This window comes from Paraburkholderia sp. Clong3, assembly GCF_050436485.1.
In the GTDB taxonomy this organism is placed as follows: domain Bacteria; phylum Pseudomonadota; class Gammaproteobacteria; order Burkholderiales; family Burkholderiaceae; genus Paraburkholderia; species Paraburkholderia tuberum.
This window is the reverse complement of the sequence record NZ_JBNDMH010000002.1, coordinates 2,630,846-2,646,130: the sequence shown is the minus strand read 5'-3', so window position 1 is coordinate 2,646,130 and position 15,285 is coordinate 2,630,846. Positions and strand designations below refer to the sequence as shown.

The following is a 15,285-nucleotide window of genomic DNA, read 5'->3' as shown; positions in this document are numbered from 1 at the left end:
CTCGATGCCTTCCCGCCTGACCCCAACGACCGGCGCGCGCTCCAGCGCGTCCGACACCGCGCCCGCGTTTGCGCCGATGCCCGAGTTTTCCGCGCGGCTGGTCGCGTGGCAGCGCCAGCACGGCCGCCACGATCTGCCGTGGCAGAACACGCGCGATCCGTATCGCATCTGGCTGTCCGAAATCATGCTGCAGCAGACCCAGGTGTCGACGGTGATTCCGTACTACGCGAAATTTCTCGCGCGTTTCCCGGATGTCGCCGCGCTCGCCGCCGCGCCGTCCGATGACGTGATGGCGCTGTGGGCCGGCCTCGGCTACTACACGCGCGCGCGCAATCTGCAACGCTGCGCGCAGGTCGTCGTCGAGCAGCATGGCGGCGCGTTTCCCGCGTCGGTCGATGAGCTCGCCGAGTTGCCCGGCATTGGCCGCTCGACGGCCGCGGCGATCGCGTCGTTCGCGTTCGGCGCGCGCGCGACGATTCTCGACGGCAACGTGAAGCGCGTGCTCGCGCGCGTATTCGGCGTCGAAGGCTTTCCGGGCGAGAAGAAAGTCGAGAACGCAATGTGGACGCTCGCGGAGTCACTGCTGCCGTCGAATGCGTCGAACGCGGAGGTCAGCGGGTACACGCAGGGCTTGATGGATCTCGGCGCGACATTGTGCGTGCGCGGCAAACCCCATTGCTCGCGCTGTCCGTTCGCGCCGGACTGCGTTGCCAACGTCACCGGACGTCAACGTGAATTGCCGACCGCGCGCCCGAAGAAAGCGGTGCCGACACGCCGTACGTGGATGCTGCTGCTGCGCGACGGCAATGCGGTGATGCTCGAGCGGCGTCCACCGTCGGGCATCTGGGGTGGTCTGTGGAGTCTGCCCGAAGCTGCCGACGAAGCATCGCTGGCCGAGCGGGCGCGCGCGTTCGGCGGCGACGGCGAAGTGTCCGCGCTCGCGTCGTTCTCACACGTATTCACGCATTTCAAGCTCGATATCGAACCGCGGCTTGCGGAGTTCGATCGCCGTGTCGGCGCCCTGGCCGCGCTCAACGATGCGGACACCGCATGGGTTGCGCTCAGCGATCTGGATTCGTTCGGCGTGCCGGCGCCGGTACGCAAGCTGCTCGCCAGTCTGCATGGTTCGTTGCTCTAACGGAATGGATCGGAGGTGCTGAGCGGGCGACTTGAGTCCGGCGCGGCAGCCTTCACGACTTCAGGATTTCACAGCAACTGATGCTGTTGCATGTAGTGATGCACGACGTCGATGCGCGCGCCGGCATCGGTTAATTCCATCAGCTTTTGCCGTGCGCGCAACGCGATTGGCAGCACCTCGGCGAGACGGTTCGACACCCACGACGGATCGTCGAGCCGGAACGGCTCGGCGAACGGTAGGCTGTCCGGATCGCGTTCGCGGATCGTTGCGATGATCCGCTCGAGCACTTCCGCGCACGCGCCGAATTTGGCCAATAGCTCATTGCCCTCGAGCGGGAGATCATCGGCGAGCGGCTCGGCCATGCCGACCAGCAGACCGCTCGCTTCGACGCGATGCGATAACAGACGAAAGCGCGTCGTGCCGCGCGCGCGAATCAGCAGCATGCCGAATGCTTCGACGTCGCACTCGTCGATTTCGGCGAGACAGCCGATCGTTTCGGGTACCGAAGGTTCTTCCTCGCGCGCGACTTCGGCGCCGCTTTTCAGCATGCAAACGCCGAACGGTGTTTTTTCGCGCAGACAGTCGCGCGCCATGTCGAGGTAGCGCGCTTCGAAGATTTTGAGCGGCAGCAAGCCATCGGGAAATAGCACCGTATGCAGCGGAAACAGCGGCAAATCGGCGTACACAGTAGGCGTAGAGGACATGGCGCAACGCTTCGGGTTAAGGCCGCGCGATGCGGCCGGTTAAGCCACCAGCTTCGATGATTCGCCGACGTCGACCGGCGCATCGCGGTGCCGCACAATCACATTCGCCGATGTTGCGAGACGCGCGGCAAGCGTCTCCGCGATGAATACCGAGCGGTGCTGGCCGCCCGTGCAACCGATTGCGACGGTCAGGTAGCTGCGATTGTCGTCGCGGAAATGCGGCAGCCACTTGGACAGATACTTCTCGATGTCGTCGATCATCTCGTGGACGACCGGCTGCGCATCGAGAAAATCCATGACCGGTTTGTCGAGGCCGGTGAGCGGCCTCAATTCATGATCGTAGTATGGGTTCGGCAGCGTGCGTACGTCGAATACGAAATCCGCGTCGAGCGGTACGCCGCGCTTGAAGCCGAACGACTCGAACATCAGCACGAGCCCCGCGTCCTCCTGTTCGATGAAGCGCTTGACCCATGCGCGCAGCACGTTCGCGCGCAGATTGCTCGTGTCGATCTGATGGCCGAATTCGGCAAGTCCCGCGACCAGTTCGCGCTCGCGTTCGATCGCTTCGGCGAGCGACGTGAGCAGGCCAACGTCCGCGTCGTGCGCGGGCGAGCCGGACAGCGGATGGCGGCGACGCGTTTCGGAAAAGCGTTGAATCAGCGACTGCGTGCTCGCACTCAGGAACAGCACGCGCACGTCGTGCGAGCGCTTGAGGTCGCGGATCATCGCGGGCATTTCGTCGAGCGACGAACCGGAGCGCGCGTCGATCGCGACCGCGAGACGATCCTGGCCGTCCGCGGCGAGGTAGGTGGCGAGTTGCTGCAGGAAACGCGGCGGCAGATTATCGACGCAGTAATAACCCGCGTCTTCGAGCGCGTTCAGGGCAACCGATTTGCCGGAGCCGGAGATACCGGTGATCAGGATTATGCGCATGGAGTCGTCGAAAGCGTAGATTTCATCATAGCATCTGGCCTCCATGCGCGTGCCCGCGGCCTGCCTTCTGCGGGCGCTTCATGGCGCTGTCGCGGGCTTCAGATCAGCTTTCCGGGAAACTGGCTATCGGGATCCTGCATGGCGAGACGTTGCCGATCCATGAAATCGCGCAGCGTGTCGATACCGCGCAGCTGCAGAATCGTGTTGCGCACGGCCGCTTCGACCAGCACCGCGAGGTTGCGGCCGGCGGCCACCTGGATCGTCACCTTGCTGATCGGTAGGCCGAGCACGTCGACGGTCTGGCTTTCCAGCGGCAGCCGCTGGAATTCGCCGTCGGGGCGGCGCACCAGTTGCACGATCAGCTTCAGTTTCATTTTGCGGCGCACCGCCGTTTCGCCGAAGATCGTCTTGATGTCGAGCAGACCGAGGCCGCGAACTTCGAGCAGGTTCTGCAGCAGCGGCGGACAGCGTCCTTCGACGAAGTCCGGGCCGAGGCGCACGAAGTCGACAGCGTCGTCGGCGACGAGACCGTGGCCTCGGCTAATCAGTTCGAGGCCGAGCTCGCTCTTGCCGAGGCCCGAGTCGCCGGTCAGCAACACGCCCATGCCGAGGATGTCGAGAAACACGCCGTGCAGCGTCGCGCGCGGCGCGAGAATGCGCGACATGTAAAGACGCAGACTATCGATCACCGCGGCCGCCGAGGTCGGCGTCGTGAACAGCGGCGTCGACGAGCGCGTGCAGCGCAGCACCAGCTCCGGCGGCGCCGCGACTCCGCCCGCGACGACGAGAAACGGCGGCTCCAGCGCGATCAACTCGGCCATGTGGCGCGAGCGGTCTTCGTCGGTCTGACGTTTGTAGTAGTCGATTTCAGCGTCGCCGAGCACCTGGATCCGGTTGGGGTGGATCAGGTTCAGGTGGCCGACGAGGTCGGCGCTCGACGTGGCATTGGCGACCGATTCCGAAGAAAAGCCGCGCTCCCAGCCTTCATGCCCCGTGAGCCAGCTGAGCTTCAGCATGGCGGCGTTGTCGTCGAAAATGCTCTGGGCGTTGATGCTGGACGTATCCATGAGTCAGTGACTCCAGTGTGAGCCGCTTACCGGGCCTTACCTGCGTGTGTGTGCGTGCATGAACTACCGCCGCCGTTGAGTCAAGGTTGCCACTGAGTAAGCAGGCGATGCAACGATTCGCGGTCTTCTTCCGTGTGCAGCCGCTCGCGGGCGTCGCGATCGGACAGCAACTGCGCAATCTCGGAAAGAATTTCGAGGTGCTGCTGAGTGGCCTGTTCGGGGACGAGCAGGAAGATCAGCAGCGAGACCGGCTGGCCGTCCGGCGCTTCGAAGGGGATCGGTTCGGCGAGTCTGACGAATGCGGCGAGCGGCTGCTTGAGGCCCTTGATCCGCCCATGCGGGATCGCGACGCCTTCGCCGAGCCCGGTCGAGCCGAGTCGTTCTCGCGCAAAAAGATTGTCTGTGACGGTACTGCGAGCGATGCCGTTCTGGTTCTCGAAGATCAGGCCCGCTTGCTCGAACACGCGTTTCTTGCTGGTGACCGATAGTCCGATGACGACGTTCTCGAGGGGAAGAAATTTGGCTAAACGATTCATTTTGACAGGCGAAAACGTGGCCTGAGTTCTCCCCACCGGGGCGGTTGAGTGACGTTCCATTCGTTCGATGCTGGCGAAGACGGACGGTCAGAGTCGATCGCGAAAGCGTTGGATTTCGATCGGCCGTACTTCATCAGAGCTGGCTTGACCCCGATGGTAACTGGAACATTATAGAACAGGGTGACGGCCGATGGTGCGGCGCGCCATCTATGCATATCAGGTTTTTCAGCGCTTGCGCCGCGGCACGTGTCGCGCTGCGCAAACCTTTGCGGGAATGGTTGGGGTCGGCCTCGGCGAGACGCACCGCCGGTGAGCGGGAACCGGGGCGCTGAAACGAAAAACCGCCCGGTCGCGGGCGGCTCGACGAGTTCAAGGGAATTGAGGAATTTCCTCTAATTTCTCCTATTGCGGCGGCACGTCCAGTTGCGGCGCCGGCTGATACTTGATCGCTTCGTGCTGATGGCCTTGCAGACGATCCTTGTGGCGTATCACCTGCCTGTCGAGCTTGTCGATCATCAGATCGATTGCAGCGTACAAATCGCTGTCACAACTCTCGACGAAGATATCCTTACCCTTCAGATGGAGGTTGATTTCCACCTTTTGACGCTTGTCCTTTTCCTTATGGTTGTCGACCGAGAGGACCACACTGCCGTCGATGACCTGATCGAAATGTCTTAGCACCCTGTCCAGTTTGGTGATCACGTATTCGCGCAACGCAGGCGTTACTTCGAGGTGGTGTCCACTGATCTTGAGATTCATAGTGCTTCTCCAAGCTAATGGCCGCTTGGTCCGCACAATGACAAAGGTCCGGTCGATCTGACGGCTTGCCTGTGTCGCCCCCCGGTGACGGACATCTGGCAGGTCGCAGCGGCCGGCCTGTCCGCCAGGTGCGGAGCGGCCGGTAAATGCCCGCTGCAAAACGCGGCGGGCTACAGAGACTTGCGCAGGTTGACTGCCGGGATTTTGAGCGCCTCACGGTATTTCGCAACGGTACGCCGTGCGACCACGAAGCCCTGTTCCGCCAGCAGTTCGGCTATGCGACTGTCTGAAAGTGGCGATTTCGGGTTTTCCGCTCCTATCAGTTGTTTGATCAGCGCGCGAATGGCCGTGGAGGAGGCCGCGCCGCCGGTGTCCGTCGAAACGTGTGAGCCGAAAAAGTACTTGAATTCCAGCGTCCCGAATGGGGTCAGCATGTATTTGCCGGTTGTCACACGCGAGACAGTCGACTCGTGTAGGCCCAGCGTATCAGCTATTTCCCGCAAAACCAAGGGGCGCATGGCAATTTCGCCGTGCACAAAAAAGCTCTTTTGACGCTCGACAATTGCCTGCGCAACCCGCAGGATCGTCTCGAAACGCTGCTGGATATTTTTGATCAGCCAGCGTGCTTCCTGCAGTTGCTGGCGCAACGAACCACTGCCCGGATCGCCGCGGTTATTGCGCAGAATATTCGCGTATAGATGGTTAATCCGCAGCTTCGGCACTACCTCCGGATTCAGCTCCGCCAGCCAGCCCTGTGCCGTTTTGCGCACCATGATGTCGGGCACCACGTAGTCCGCTTCGGCCTTGCCGTAGGCCGCGCCCGGAAATGGTTCGAGCGAGCGGATCAGCACATGCGCGTCGCGCAGATCGTCGTCGCTGGCCTTAAGGTGCTTGCGCAGCCGCGTGAAATCGCGCGCGGCGAGCAGTTCCAGGTAATGGCTGACAATGTCTAGCGCAAGCGTGCGCGTGGGCGATGGCTCGAGCCGCAGCAACTGCAGCTTCAGACATTCGGACGCGGAGCGCGCGCCGACACCTGATGGGTCGAAGCTATGCAGCAGCGCAAGCGCGGCGTTCAGTTCGTCGACGTCGACTTCGAGTTCTTCGGGCAGGTCGGCCAGCACTTCTTCGAACGTGGCGGCGAGATAGCCGTCGTCGTCCAGCGATTCGATCAGGAACGTGATGAGCGCGCGGTCGCGCTGGCTCGCCTGGGTGACGCGCAGTTGCGCCATCAGGTGGTCGCGCAGCGACGTGCTCGATTCGTGGATTTGCAGCGGGGGCAGGTCGTCGTCGTCCGACGCGTTGCCGGAGCGGCCGTAGTCGTCCAGGTTCCACTGCGAGGTATCGCCGCCGCCGTCGCCCGAAAGGCCATTGTATTCGTCGACACCCTGCGGCTCGCCGCTTTCGGCTCGCTCGCCGTTGCCCTCGGACGATGCCGAACCGTTGCCGGCCATCGGATCGGCCGGCGCCGAGGAGCCCGGTGTCTGGGCGATCAAGGAACCGTCGGCTGCCACCCGCAACGGGCTCGCGATCCACTCGTCTTCGTTTTCGAGGAGAGGATTCTGCGAGATCGCCATGGCGACTTCCTGCTGCAGTTCGAGCGTCGATAACTGAAGCAGCCGGATGGACTGTTGCAGTTGCGGCGTGAGCGCAAGATGCTGCGATAGGCGGAGTTGGAGGCTGGCTTTCATGGCAAGTTGAGATTCATTGTAGAGAGTTTGCCACGACCGCGATACCTTGCGGCACTCGCAATTTTTGGGTACGCCCAATTTGGCGCGCCGCGCGGCGCCACCCTGCGCCGCCTGACAACGAATGTGCGGGTGCCGCAAAAATGGCGCCGCGGCCGCGCGCGCTCGCGTGGCCGGGGACGCCGTACGTGCTTACATGCGGAAGTGCTCGCCCAGATAGACGCGCCGCACGCTTTCGTTTTCGATGATGTCGCTAGGCGCGCCGGCGGCCAGCACGCTGCCGTCGCTGATGATGTACGCGTGATCGCAGATACCTAGCGTTTCGCGCACGTTGTGGTCGGTGATCAGGACGCCGATATTGCGCTGCTTCAAGAACTTGACGATTTTCTGGATTTCCAGCACCGCGATCGGGTCGACGCCGGCGAACGGTTCGTCGAGCAGAATGAAGCTCGGATTGGTTGCCAGCGCGCGCGCAATTTCAACCCGACGACGCTCGCCGCCCGACAGCGACAGCGCCGGATTTTCACGCAGATGCGCGATCTGAAGCTCGTCGAGCAGCGCTTCGGTGCGTGACGTGATCACGTCTTTGCCGAGGCGCTTGCCGTTTTCGTCGTGCTGCAATTCCAGCACCGCGCGAATATTCTGCTCGACGCTCAACTTACGGAACACCGACGCTTCCTGCGGCAGATATGACAGGCCGAGCGATGCGCGTTTGTGAATGGGCAGCAGGCTGATCGACTTGCCGTCCAGATCGATTTCGCCGGCGTCGAGCGGCACGAGGCCGACGATCATGTAGAACGACGTGGTCTTGCCGGCGCCGTTCGGGCCGAGCAGGCCGACCACTTCGCCGCTCTTCACGTCGAGCGACACGTCCTTGACGACCGTGCGCGAGCCATAGCGCTTCTTCAGATTGCGCACGACCAGCGAACTGCTGGTGCCGGCCGGCTTCCGATGGGGGAGGGGCGCGATGGTGCTGCTCATGGTGCTCACTGGTTCGGCGCTCCCTGGATCGAGTTGGACGGCGTGAGCGTGGCCGACGCGCCGGTCAGCGGCGCGGCGCCGGCGTTGCGCGGCGACAGCATCGCGCGCACGCGGCCGGTCGGGTTGCCCGGACCTGCGACGTCCTTGCCTGACTTCGCGGTGTAGAAGTCGTTCTGGCCGTCGTAGGTGATCACGCTACCGTGCACCTGGTCGAGCAGCGTCGTCATGCCCTGCAGGCGGCGCACCGTCGCGTTGGTGGTCAGCGTGGTCAGATCCTGCTTGCCGTCGTAGTCGATACGGATCGCCGTACCCTCGATGTATTCGTCGAGCCCTTCGCGCTTCTGGCGGAAATACGACAGATTGCCGCCGCTCGAGGTGCCGGTCGCGAATTGGTAGCCCTGCGGGTCTTGCGACACTTCGACGCGATCGGCCTTGATCAGGATCGTCCCTTTGGTGGCCACCACGTGGCCGGTGAAGATGCTGACCTGCCGCAGGTCGTCGTAAGTCATGTTGTCCGCTTCGATGTTAAGCGGCTTGTCTTTGTCGGCGCGGTCCGCGTGCGCAAGCGGCGCGAAGCCGACGAGCGGCAGCGCGACGACGAGCGCAGCAAGTGCGGCGCGGCACGCGGACAGCGCGCGCGAACGGCCGGTATCAAAACGGGGGTGCGATTCGTTCATGCAGTCACGCCTGGAATGGATTACCCGGTATGCGTTGGCTTAGTGGCCGGAATCGGACGCGGCGATTGCGCCTCTTACATTGCCGAACAGTTGCATAAACCGGGTGACATTGTTGTATTTCATGCCGCTGGCAGTCATCACGGACATGCCGCGCTGAAGTTTAACTGGCTTTTCAGTCTCGATCACATCGTCGTTGACGAGGACCCTGAAATGCTCGGAATCGGCCTGCATCTGCGGATCGCCGTCGCCGGGCGCGCGCAGGATGCGCGCGTTCTGGTACAGATTGACGATCGACGCATCCGCGTTGACCGTGCCCGTGTCGCCGGTCGCGGTGACGATCGGCTTGCCGGGCTGGAACGCACGCATCGCCGGCTTGACGAGGTCGCTCATTTCGTCGTCCTCGTAATGGACCAGCGACTGCGCGGTCAGCCGGTACTGCGTCGCGCCTGACTGGTCGAGCTCGGACACCGAAAAGTTGTCGGCGAAGTAGTCCGGCGTGTGTTCCTTCGGGCGCACCTCGTCGTCGGTCTTGCGCGGCAACGTGGCTTGCAGCAGCCACCACGTGATGCCGGCGAGCGCCGCCATCGCGATGAGCGGGATCAGCGAAGTCAGGCGAAACTGGTTCATCCCACGAGGCCCCGTTGCTCGCCGCTGCACGCCGCCGCGAGCAGTGCTTCATATTTGTGCTGGGCACGCAGCAGCGTGTCGCACACTTCGCGCGCCGCGCCGTAACCGCCGCGCGCCTCGCTGACCCAGTGGGCGCGCGCGATCACTTCGGGATGCGAATTGGCCGGCGCGGCCGCGAAGCCGACGCGCAGCATCACCGCGAGATCGACCCAGTCGTCGCCCATGTAGCCGCAGTCCTCGGCGGTAAGGCCGGTTTGCCGCAGCAGGTCGGCGAACGCCTGTGGCTTGTCCTGCACGCCCTGGTAGACATGCGCGATGTTCATTTCTTTCGCCCGCGCGGCCACGATGCCGGACTTGCGCCCGGTGATGAGCGCCGTTTCGATGCCGGCCTGGCGCAGCAGCTTCATGCCGTGGCCGTCCATCGAGTTGAAGCCTTTCATCGTGTCGCCTTCCGCCGTGAACAGCAGGCCGCCGTCGGTCAGTACGCCGTCGACGTCGAAAATCATCAGCTTCACGCGGCTTGCGCGTTCGGTAGCGGTAGGGGGAGCAACGGCCATCAGATCACCTTCTTCGAAAACAGGTCGTGCATGTTGAGCGCGCCGATCAGCTTGCCCGTTTCGTCGACGACCAGCATCTGATTGATACGATAACGCTCCATCAGTTCCACGGCTTCGACCGCGAGATGATCCGGCCCGATCGTGCGCGGGCCCGCGGTCATCACCGAGGCGATCGGCAACTGGCGGAAATCGCCGTCGCGTTCGAGCACGCGGCGCAGGTCGCCGTCGGTGAAGATGCCCGTCACACGGCCCTCGCGGTCGACGACCGAGGTCATGCCCATGCGCTTCGCGGTCAGTTGGAAGAGGGCATCGCTGACGGTTGCCTCAGGTGTGACCTGCGGCAACTGGTCGCCGGTGCGCATGACGTCGCGCACGTAGGTGAGCAGGCGTCGGCCGAGCGCGCCGCCCGGATGTGAGCGCGCGAAGTCGTCGCGGCCGAAGCCGCGCGCGTCGAGCACCGCGACCGCGAGCGCATCGCCGAGCGCGAGCGCGGCGGTGGTGCTGGCGGTGGGCGCGAGATTCATCGGACAGGCTTCCTTCGCGACGCCGGAATTCAGATGCACATCCGCGAGTTGCGCGAGGCTTGAGCCAGGACGGCCCGTCATCGCGATCAGCTTCGCGCCGATCCGCTTGATGAGCGGCAGGATCGCCATCAGCTCCTCGGTTTCGCCCGAATTGGACAGCGCGAGAAATACGTCGTCGGCGGTGACCATGCCGAGGTCGCCGTGGCTTGCTTCCGCCGGATGCACGAAGAACGCGGGTGTGCCGGTGCTTGCCAGCGTGGCCGCGAGTTTGCGGGCCACGTGGCCGGATTTACCGATGCCGGAGACGACCACGCGTCCACGGCAACCCAGGATGAAATCGACCGCGCCGACGAAACTGCCGTCGAGCTGGTCGCGAAGCGCGCGCACGGCGTCCGCTTCGATGTCGAGTACGTCGCGAGCAAGCGTGAGTGCCCTGTCGCCATTGATTTTCGCTATCATTCGCGGAGTATAGCAAAGGCGCCTGTTCGCCGCGCCGGGCCTGCTGTGCCGAGCCGCTGTCTGCATCGGCCTGTCGACAATCCCTTTTTCAGCTGCTTTGCCGCCTTTTTGCAGCTTTTTTGCCGGCCCAATCAATCATCTCGCACGGCGTTCTCGTGCGCGGTTCCGCTGACGAACGAGGACGCTTCACCCATGCGTTTTTGCCGATGATTTCCCCGCTCGAAATGACGCTGTTTCTGCTGCTGGCATCGGTGGCGGGCGTGGTGATCTTTCGCTTCCTGAATCTGCCGCCGATGCTCGGCTACCTGACGGTCGGCATCGTCGTCGGGCCGCATGCGTTCGGGCTGATTCCCGATTCGGCGGGAGCGCAGAATCTCGCGGAATTCGGCGTCGTGTTCCTGATGTTCTCGATCGGGCTCGAGTTTTCGCTCGCCAAGCTGCGCACGATGCGCCGGCTCGTGTTCGGACTCGGCTTGCTGCAGGTGATCGGCACGGTCGCGGTGGCCGTGTCGCTCGGCTTCGTGCTCGAGCGTTGGGTGCATATCACGTGGCAGGGGAGCGTCGCGCTGGGCGGCGCGCTGGCGATGTCGTCGACGGCAATCGTCAGCAAGATGCTCGCGGAGCGGCTCGAAATCGAAACCGAGCACGGCCGTAATATCTTCGGCGTGCTGCTGTTTCAGGATCTCGCGGTGGTGCCGCTGTTGATCATCATTTCGGCGCTCGGCGGCCGCTCGGAGAATCTGGTCAGCGCGCTCGGCGTCGCGGCGATCAAGATCGTCGTGGCCCTCGCGCTGCTGCTGATCGTCGGGCAGCGCTTCATGACGCGCTGGTTCAACGTCGTCGCGCGGCGCCGCTCGCAGGAGCTGTTCGTCCTCAATCTGCTGCTGGTGACGCTCGGCGCCGCGTTCATCACCGACAAATTCGGGCTGTCGCTCGCGCTCGGCGCGTTCATCGCCGGCATGCTGATCGCCGAGACGCCGTATCGGCATCAGGTCGAAGAGGACATCAAGCCGTTTCGCGACGTGCTGCTCGGGCTCTTCTTCGTGACCACCGGCATGCTGCTCAATCCGCGCGTGATCTGGGAGCATCCGCTGGTCGTGCTGGCCTTTTTCCTCGGCCCGGTGCTGCTGAAATTGATCATGATCACCGGCCTTGCGCGGCTCTTCGGCGCGACGCCGGGCGTCGCGATGCGTACCGGTATCGGTCTCGCGCAGGCGGGCGAGTTCGGCTTCGTGCTGCTGAACCTGATTCTCGACCGACATCTCGTCGACGCGACGCTGTTGCAGGCGATTCTCGCCGCGATGCTGCTGTCGATGCTCGCCGCGCCGTTCATGATCCAGAACGCGGACCGTGTCGTGCTGCGGCTGTCGTCGACCGAATGGATGATGCAGTCGTTGCAGATGACGCGCATCGCCACGCAAAGCCTGAAGCAGAGCGGCCACGTAATCATCTGCGGCTACGGCCGCGCCGGGCAGAACCTCGCACGCATGCTCGAGCATGAAGGGCTCTCGTATGTCGCGCTCGATCTCGATCCCGACCGTGTCGCGGCGGCCGCGGCAGCCGGCGAATCGGTCGTGTTCGGCGACGCGGGGCGGCGCGAGTCGCTGCTGGCCGCCGGCCTGCATCGCGCGGCCGCGATCGCGATCACCTACGCGAACACGCCGTCGGCACTGCGCGTGCTGCACAACATTCACGAGATGGAGCCGACGCTGCCGGTCATCGTGCGCACCGTCGACGATGCCGATCTGGAGAAACTGCTCGCCGCCGGCGCGACGGAGGTGATTCCGGAGATCGTCGAGGGCAGCCTGATGCTCGCGTCGCATACGCTCGTCGTGATGGGTGTGCCGATGCGGCGCGTGGTGCGGCGCGTCGAGGAGATGCGCGACGAACGCTATTCGCTGTTGCGCGGCTATTTCCACGGCGCCGACGACATCGACGACGACGACGGCCACGAGCAGGTGCGGCTACAATCGGTGCCGGTCGACGAGAGTGCCGACGCGGTGGGCCGTACGCTCGCCGAGGTGGGCCTGTACGAACTCGGTGTCGAAGTGACCGCGATCCGCCGGCACGGCATCCGCGGCGTCGAACCGGACCCGTCGACGAAACTGCGCGCGAGCGACATCGTGGTGCTGCGCGGTCTGCCCGAACAACTGGCGCAAGCCGAGGAGCGGCTGTCGAAGCATCGCCGCGCCGCCGCGGCTTGAACCCGTGAGCCGGGCCCGTTTTGGCGGGCGACCCTGATTCAAGCTTTTCACCGGACCTGTCGAGGTCCATCCGGAGACATCATGTCCAAGGCGCTCGCGAGCGCGCCGCTCGATGCGGCCGACTACATCAGAAGTCACATTCGCACGGTGCCCGACTGGCCGCAGCCGGGCGTGCAGTTCCGCGACATCACGCCGCTGCTGCGCGAGCCGAAGTCGCTGCGTGTGCTGATCGACCTGTTCGTGCAGCGCTATATCGACGCGAGGCTCGACTACATTGCCGGGCTCGATGCGCGCGGCTTCATCATCGGGCCGATCGTCGCCCATGAGTTGAGCGTTGGCTTCATCCCGATTCGCAAGGCGGGCAAGCTGCCGTACAAGCGGATCTCGCAATCGTATGAACTGGAATACGGTACCGCGACCGTCGAGATTCACGAGGATGCGTGCGAGCCGGGCGACCGCGTCGTGATCATCGACGATCTGATCGCGACCGGCGGCACGATGATGGCCGGCAAACTGCTGCTCGAGCGGCTCGGCGCGGTCGTCGTGGAAGGCGCGGCGATCGTCGATCTGCCGGAGCTGGGCGGCTCGAAGCTGCTGGGCGAGGGCGGTCTTGCGCTCTATACCGTGACGAGTTTCGACGGTCATTGAACTGGGAGGTAGTCACGGCGCGTGCCGTGACGCGCGCTAGCGTTTCCCGCCGTACCAGCGGCTAAAGTCGCATGAGCCGCACAAGCCCCGTTGGCCGGGCAAAACCAACCGGGCTCAACGATATCGCTCACCCATCAGGGTTCACCAGTCGCCCAACCAGAAGGCCACCACGATGCCCAACTTCCTGCTGTTTCTTGCCACCTCGATCGCGATCACCGTGGCGCCCGGCCCGGACAATCTGCAGGTGCTCGCGCGCGGCATCTCGCAGGGCCGCGCGGCCGGCCTGATCGCCGCGCTCGGCTTTGCCGCCGGCATCACGTTTCATACGACACTCGCGGCGCTCGGCGTCGCCGCGCTGCTGCGCTCGTCGCCGCTCGCGTTCGAAGCGATCAAGCTCGCCGGCGCCGCGTATCTGGTGTGGATCGGCATCAAGGCGCTGCGCAGCCAGGGCCTCGCGACCGCGCACGAGCGTGCGCCGCAGCCGCTTTCGACGGTGTTTCGCCAGAGCGTGCTCGGCAATCTGATGAATCCGAAGGTCACGCTGTTCTTCGTCGTGTTTCTGCCGCAGTTCGTGCAGCCGGACGGCGCGCAGAGCGTCACCGTGCAGATGCTGGAGCTCGGCGCGCTGTTCATGCTGCAGACCGTCGTGGTGTTTTCGCTATTCGGCGTGTGCGCGGGGATCATCGGCGGCTGGCTCAGACGGCGGCCGCGCGTGGGCCTGTGGCTCGATCGCGTGGCCGGCGCGACGTTCATCGCGATCGGGATTCGCGTCGCCTTGCGCGACTGAGGCTCGTCACGCCATCCGCCCGCTTCTGCTTTGCCCCGGTTCGCCACCACGGCGGACAGTTTGGAGTTTTCCGATGACTTTGCCCTGCATCACCGCCGCGCGCCGCTTCGACGCGAACGCGCATCGGCCGTTTCTGATCGGCGCCGAACAGGTCGGGTGGATTCGCGAGCGCGACCTGCCGCTGCTCGCGCGCTGGCCCGACGTGTTCGAGATGGCGAACGACGGCGTGACGCTCTCCGCCACGTTCGACACCGTCGATCTGCGCAGCGCGGCGCTCGCTTCCGTGATCGGCGCGCTCGCCGCCGATGGTCGCATCCCCGGCTGGCGCAACGAGACGTACGCGATCCGCAATGCGTTCGACGCGCCGCCGCTCGCGTATATCGAGCGCGCGGCGTCGCGCTTCTTCGGCACGATGACCTACGCGGTGCATCTGAACGGCGTCGTAGAATATGCGGATGGCGGAGCGCCCTTTGGCGGTGCGCCCTTTAGTGGGGCGCCGCAATTGTGGATCGCGCGCCGCAGCGACACCAAGGCGACCGACCCCGGCATGCTCGACAACGTCGTCGCAGGCGGGATCGGCTGGGGCTTCGGCATCGCCGAGACGATCGTCAAGGAGTGCTGGGAAGAGGCGGGCATTCCGGCGCAGATCGCGGCGAGCGCGGTCGCGGGCCGCACCGCGCACGTGCTGCAATCGCTGCCGGAAGGCACGCAGGCCGAGCAGATTTTCATCTACGACCTCGCGCTGCCCGCCGACTTCGCGCCGCGCAACCAGGACGGCGAAGTGGGTGAACACCGGCTCGCGCGCATCGACGAAGTCGCGCGCTGGATCGAGGAAGGCGCGCTGACCGTCGATGCCAGCCTCGCGACGCTCGATTGCCTGCTGCGCCGCCGCTGGATCGACGAGGACGCGTGTGAGGGCATCGACGCGCTGTTCGCGCCGCCGGCGCTGGCCTAGCTCAGGCTCATCAGTCGAGCTCAACCCGTGCAGCCAGTACGCAC

At 64.4% G+C, this 15,285-nt stretch carries 16 protein-coding genes; 5 read left to right on the top strand and 11 right to left on the bottom strand.

Translation table 11 applies throughout. The features are described 5' to 3' along the window. Window positions 1–4 precede the first annotated feature (4 nt). Entirely contained in the window at window positions 5–1,138 is a 1,134-nt protein-coding gene (gene mutY, locus OKW30_RS16335; RefSeq protein ID WP_429347106.1) for an A/G-specific adenine glycosylase, read from the top strand. Window positions 1,139–1,206: 68 nt separating this feature from the next. Here mutY and OKW30_RS16330 read toward each other — a convergent pair whose 3' ends face one another. The 11 genes from OKW30_RS16330 to kdsD all read right to left on the bottom strand — a co-directional run bounded on the left by OKW30_RS16330 (window position 1,207) and on the right by kdsD (window position 10,647). Beyond that, complete coding sequence (locus tag OKW30_RS16330) at window positions 1,207–1,842, bottom strand: LON peptidase substrate-binding domain-containing protein (protein ID WP_184067043.1); 636 nt, start codon at window positions 1,840–1,842, stop codon at window positions 1,207–1,209. A gap of 39 nt (window positions 1,843–1,881) precedes the next feature. Further along, window positions 1,882–2,775: an RNase adapter RapZ gene (gene rapZ, locus OKW30_RS16325; protein ID WP_041734268.1), complete on the bottom strand. Its 894-nt coding sequence runs from the start codon at window positions 2,773–2,775 to the stop codon at window positions 1,882–1,884. 98 nt (window positions 2,776–2,873) lie between these two features. Continuing rightward, window positions 2,874–3,842: an HPr(Ser) kinase/phosphatase gene (gene hprK, locus OKW30_RS16320; protein ID WP_008921706.1), complete on the bottom strand. Its 969-nt coding sequence runs from the start codon at window positions 3,840–3,842 to the stop codon at window positions 2,874–2,876. A gap of 80 nt (window positions 3,843–3,922) precedes the next feature. Then, window positions 3,923–4,438: a PTS sugar transporter subunit IIA gene (locus OKW30_RS16315; RefSeq protein WP_429347105.1), complete on the bottom strand. Its 516-nt coding sequence runs from the start codon at window positions 4,436–4,438 to the stop codon at window positions 3,923–3,925. 342 nt (window positions 4,439–4,780) lie between these two features. Then, window positions 4,781–5,137, bottom strand: a complete 357-nt coding sequence (hpf, locus tag OKW30_RS16310) for a ribosome hibernation-promoting factor, HPF/YfiA family (protein ID WP_027199628.1) — start codon at window positions 5,135–5,137, stop codon at window positions 4,781–4,783. Window positions 5,138–5,307: 170 nt separating this feature from the next. Beyond that, window positions 5,308–6,825, bottom strand: a complete 1,518-nt coding sequence (locus OKW30_RS16305) for an RNA polymerase factor sigma-54 (RefSeq protein WP_429347762.1) — start codon at window positions 6,823–6,825, stop codon at window positions 5,308–5,310. Window positions 6,826–7,014: 189 nt separating this feature from the next. Beyond that, window positions 7,015–7,791: an LPS export ABC transporter ATP-binding protein gene (gene lptB, locus OKW30_RS16300; RefSeq protein WP_090805577.1), complete on the bottom strand. Its 777-nt coding sequence runs from the start codon at window positions 7,789–7,791 to the stop codon at window positions 7,015–7,017. A 17-nt stretch (window positions 7,792–7,808) separates the two neighbouring features. Next, window positions 7,809–8,480, bottom strand: coding sequence for a lipopolysaccharide transport periplasmic protein LptA (gene lptA, locus OKW30_RS16295; protein ID WP_090802944.1), 672 nt, complete (start codon window positions 8,478–8,480; stop codon window positions 7,809–7,811). Between the two features lie 39 nt (window positions 8,481–8,519). Then, complete coding sequence (gene lptC, locus OKW30_RS16290; RefSeq protein WP_184067046.1) at window positions 8,520–9,107, bottom strand: LPS export ABC transporter periplasmic protein LptC; 588 nt, start codon at window positions 9,105–9,107, stop codon at window positions 8,520–8,522. Next, complete coding sequence (locus OKW30_RS16285) at window positions 9,104–9,664, bottom strand: KdsC family phosphatase (protein ID WP_184026959.1); 561 nt, start codon at window positions 9,662–9,664, stop codon at window positions 9,104–9,106. Before OKW30_RS16285 ends, lptC begins: the two co-directional genes overlap by 4 nt. After that, on the bottom strand, window positions 9,664–10,647 hold the full coding sequence (gene kdsD / locus OKW30_RS16280) for an arabinose 5-phosphate isomerase KdsD (RefSeq protein WP_090802947.1): 984 nt from the start codon (window positions 10,645–10,647) through the stop codon (window positions 9,664–9,666). Before kdsD ends, OKW30_RS16285 begins: the two co-directional genes overlap by 1 nt. A 206-nt stretch (window positions 10,648–10,853) precedes the next feature. Here kdsD and OKW30_RS16275 point away from each other — a divergent pair, with 206 nt between their 5' ends. The 4 genes from OKW30_RS16275 to OKW30_RS16260 all read left to right on the top strand — a co-directional run bounded on the left by OKW30_RS16275 (window position 10,854) and on the right by OKW30_RS16260 (window position 15,241). After that, window positions 10,854–12,851 carry a cation:proton antiporter gene (locus tag OKW30_RS16275; RefSeq protein WP_187628775.1) on the top strand — a complete coding sequence of 666 codons (1,998 nt, stop codon included), beginning with the start codon at window positions 10,854–10,856 and terminating at the stop codon, window positions 12,849–12,851. Window positions 12,852–12,932: 81 nt separating this feature from the next. After that, on the top strand, window positions 12,933–13,499 hold the full coding sequence (locus OKW30_RS16270) for an adenine phosphoribosyltransferase (protein ID WP_184067049.1): 567 nt from the start codon (window positions 12,933–12,935) through the stop codon (window positions 13,497–13,499). Between the two features lie 172 nt (window positions 13,500–13,671). Beyond that, complete coding sequence (locus OKW30_RS16265) at window positions 13,672–14,286, top strand: LysE family translocator (RefSeq protein WP_184067052.1); 615 nt, start codon at window positions 13,672–13,674, stop codon at window positions 14,284–14,286. Window positions 14,287–14,359: 73 nt separating this feature from the next. Next, entirely contained in the window at window positions 14,360–15,241 is an 882-nt protein-coding gene (locus tag OKW30_RS16260; RefSeq protein WP_184067055.1) for an NUDIX hydrolase, read from the top strand. Window positions 15,242–15,285: the final 44 nt, after the last annotated feature.